We start from the raw sequence: 2267 nt of genomic DNA, 5'->3' as shown, positions 1-2267 counted from the left end.
GCTATGACCAATCTAGTGAATGATTCCTATAAAAACGAATTGCTGCGTCGGCTCAACTCCGATGACCTAGCGCTTTTGCAACCGCATCTTGAGCGATGTGCTCTAAATCTGAGAATGAATCTGGAGACGGCCGATTCTAATATCGAGACGGTCTATTTCCCGGAGGACGGCATTGCTTCCGTGGTGGCCACAGCGTCAGGAAAAGAAACAGAGGTTGGGCTCGTCGGCTTTGAGGGAATGACCGGTGGCGCGCTCGTGATGGGCGCTGACTATGCGGCGCATCAATGTTACGTACAATCGCCCGGTAGCGCTTACCGCATCGGAGCTGAGCCCTTCAAGGAGGCTCTTGCGAACAGCCCGACGCTGCGCCTCTTCCTCTTGCGCTATGTCCACTATTTCCACATCCAGACCAGCTATACGGCCCTGAGCAACGCACGATCGAACCTTGAAGAACGTTTGGCGCGATGGCTTTTGATGTGTGATGATCGGGTCCACGGCGAACGCCTTGCGATCACTCATGAGTTCCTGTCAATTATGCTCGGAGCAAGGCGCCCAGGAGTCACGGTTGGGTTGCAGGTGCTGGAAGGGCGGGGTCTCATTTATTCCCGACGGGGCGAAGTGGATATCCGAGACCGCAATGGTCTTAAAGCATCTGCAAATGGCACCTATGGGCAGCCGGAGGCACACTATGTTCGGCTGCTTGGAGAATGATGCTATAGGTCGTTATCTAATGGTCGCTCGGGCGACGCTACTTTTCCGTATCGCCTCGAATATCACTTCGGATACGCTCCAGACCTCTTCATATATCTCGTCGGGCTTGATTCCACCATCTCGTGCGGCGTCCATCATCTGGTCCGCAAGGTCGCTGGCCGCGATTGGGTCGCCGGTTGTGGTAACCGGCAGATGGCCCGCGATCCAATCGTCGATGAACATGCAGCCGCGAGCGCTCATTCGGCCACACCAGGATCATAGTGGACGATGGCATCGAGGATAGTGCGATAGAGGCTGTCCACCTCCTCGTCTATTTCTTCCCGTTTGATCCCCAAGGACCTGGCGTCGGCTATTAGCTTATGCGTGAGTTCATCAACGGCGATCACGTCGGCCTTGGTCGTCTCCGGAACGTTGTTCGTCATCCATCGATGGAGAAAGTTGATTCCGCGCGCGCTCATCTCGGCACAAGAGTCGGCGCGATATTAGGTTCCGCTAATTCTAGATAATTCTTGATGGTTGGCTCTGCCCGCTGTGAGACATGCGGGACTTGCCCCAAGTCATTTGACGAACGGCCAAAGCACAAGCCTCTGCTCGTTTTGGTGGAGCAGACTTTTGATGCCGAACGTTGTGGGCAGAACGGAGACTGCGGCCTCTCCGGGAGCCCTCAACCTGACATCCAAGATGCCAATAGCAGGGCGGCCAAGGATGACGCCAGAGCAGCGGCTGCAAGAAGCACCCCGGCGCTCTGCCAACCCGGCGGCGGCTGGTGTACCACCCTGTTGGGCGGCTGATTATCATTCATGGGCGGCAAAATTAAGCTCCTGGCGCTGGCACATGAAATAGAGAACCCGCCAACCACTGTAGCGGCTCGCGGGTCCTTTCAGCACAGGAAGAGACCTAGCTGTGCCGATTTCACGACTGAAACAACAATCATTTTATCCAGGTGTTCCGGCTAGATCCGGATGTCGGACCATTGCGTCACTGGGGGAGACTTTGGTCCCATCGTTGTTGAGACCGAAGCCCATATAGGGAACGTTTGGCGCAGAGCTGTGTTTGAGTGGCCCGCGCACAGAACGGTCAATTGCTTACTCAACCGGACAAATGAAGATGATGAACCTTGAAGACGAGACGTCCCAAGCGCTCGTGGCGCGTCTGGCTGATCTCCAGGCAAAAATGCGGGCGGCACGCATAACTGAGGCAGAAATGAAAACCTTCCAAAAGGTTGCAGCCATCATGGAAGACGGTCGCGGCCAGATTGCGGGCGACGACCTGATCGCTGCATCCTTCCTCGCCGAACCTGAGGCCCTGAATGGGTAGCTGCTATCGGGTGGCGCCAAGCTTCTGACGACGGGGGCGGTGGCGAGGGACGATCAGGCGCGGTCGTCACCGCGGCTTCAATAATATCCGCTCCTATTGCTGCGCCCGTGTCGGCTGGATGATCACCGCCGAAGTGGAGTTGTTGATAAGAAAATTGGCCGTCAGCCAAAAGCCGATAGCCATAAAAAACAGGACCGCGAAGGCGATGAACAAAACTCGCATGCGGCGGAATATACCAC

General features: G+C 56.0%; 4 protein-coding genes. 2 read left to right on the top strand and 2 right to left on the bottom strand.

Annotated features, from left to right (window positions below):
* Positions 1-3: 3 nt before the first annotated feature.
* Positions 4-711, top strand: coding sequence for a Crp/Fnr family transcriptional regulator (locus tag EN906_RS31480; protein ID WP_127267019.1), 708 nt, complete (start codon positions 4-6; stop codon positions 709-711).
* Between the two features lie 12 nt (positions 712-723).
* On the opposite strand, the gene EN906_RS31475 is transcribed toward EN906_RS31480, so the two are convergent.
* Positions 724-951 (bottom strand): DUF768 domain-containing protein, encoded by a 228-nt coding sequence (locus EN906_RS31475; RefSeq protein WP_127267018.1) that lies wholly within the window; start codon positions 949-951, stop codon positions 724-726.
* A complete protein-coding gene (locus EN906_RS31470) occupies positions 948-1169 on the bottom strand; it encodes a DUF768 domain-containing protein (RefSeq protein WP_127267017.1) in 222 nt (73 codons plus the stop codon). The genes EN906_RS31475 and EN906_RS31470 overlap by 4 nt, the downstream gene beginning before the upstream one ends.
* Before the next feature lie 649 nt (positions 1170-1818).
* Here EN906_RS31470 and EN906_RS31465 point away from each other — a divergent pair.
* Positions 1819-2028 carry a hypothetical protein gene (locus EN906_RS31465; protein ID WP_164748682.1) on the top strand — a complete coding sequence of 70 codons (210 nt, stop codon included), beginning with the start codon at positions 1819-1821 and terminating at the stop codon, positions 2026-2028.
* Positions 2029-2267 lie beyond the last annotated feature (239 nt).

Origin of the sequence: Mesorhizobium sp. M7A.F.Ca.CA.004.06.1.1, from assembly GCF_003999135.1 — a bacterium.
Classification (GTDB): Bacteria; Pseudomonadota; Alphaproteobacteria; order Rhizobiales; family Rhizobiaceae; genus Mesorhizobium.
Note: the sequence above shows the minus strand (reverse complement) of the source record. Positions and strands in the feature narration are given on the sequence as shown.

Excerpts from the sequence above, each read along its gene's own strand:
- EN906_RS31475 (WP_127267018.1), bottom strand. The coding sequence starts at position 951 with ATGAGCGCTCGCGGCTGCATGTTCATCGACGATTGGATCGCGGGCCAT.
- EN906_RS31465 (WP_164748682.1), top strand. The coding sequence starts at position 1,819 with ATGATGAACCTTGAAGACGAGACGTCCCAAGCGCTCGTGGCGCGTCTG.
- EN906_RS31470 (WP_127267017.1), bottom strand. The coding sequence starts at position 1,169 with ATGAGCGCGCGCGGAATCAACTTTCTCCATCGATGGATGACGAACAAC.
- EN906_RS31480 (WP_127267019.1), top strand. The coding sequence starts at position 4 with ATGACCAATCTAGTGAATGATTCCTATAAAAACGAATTGCTGCGTCGG.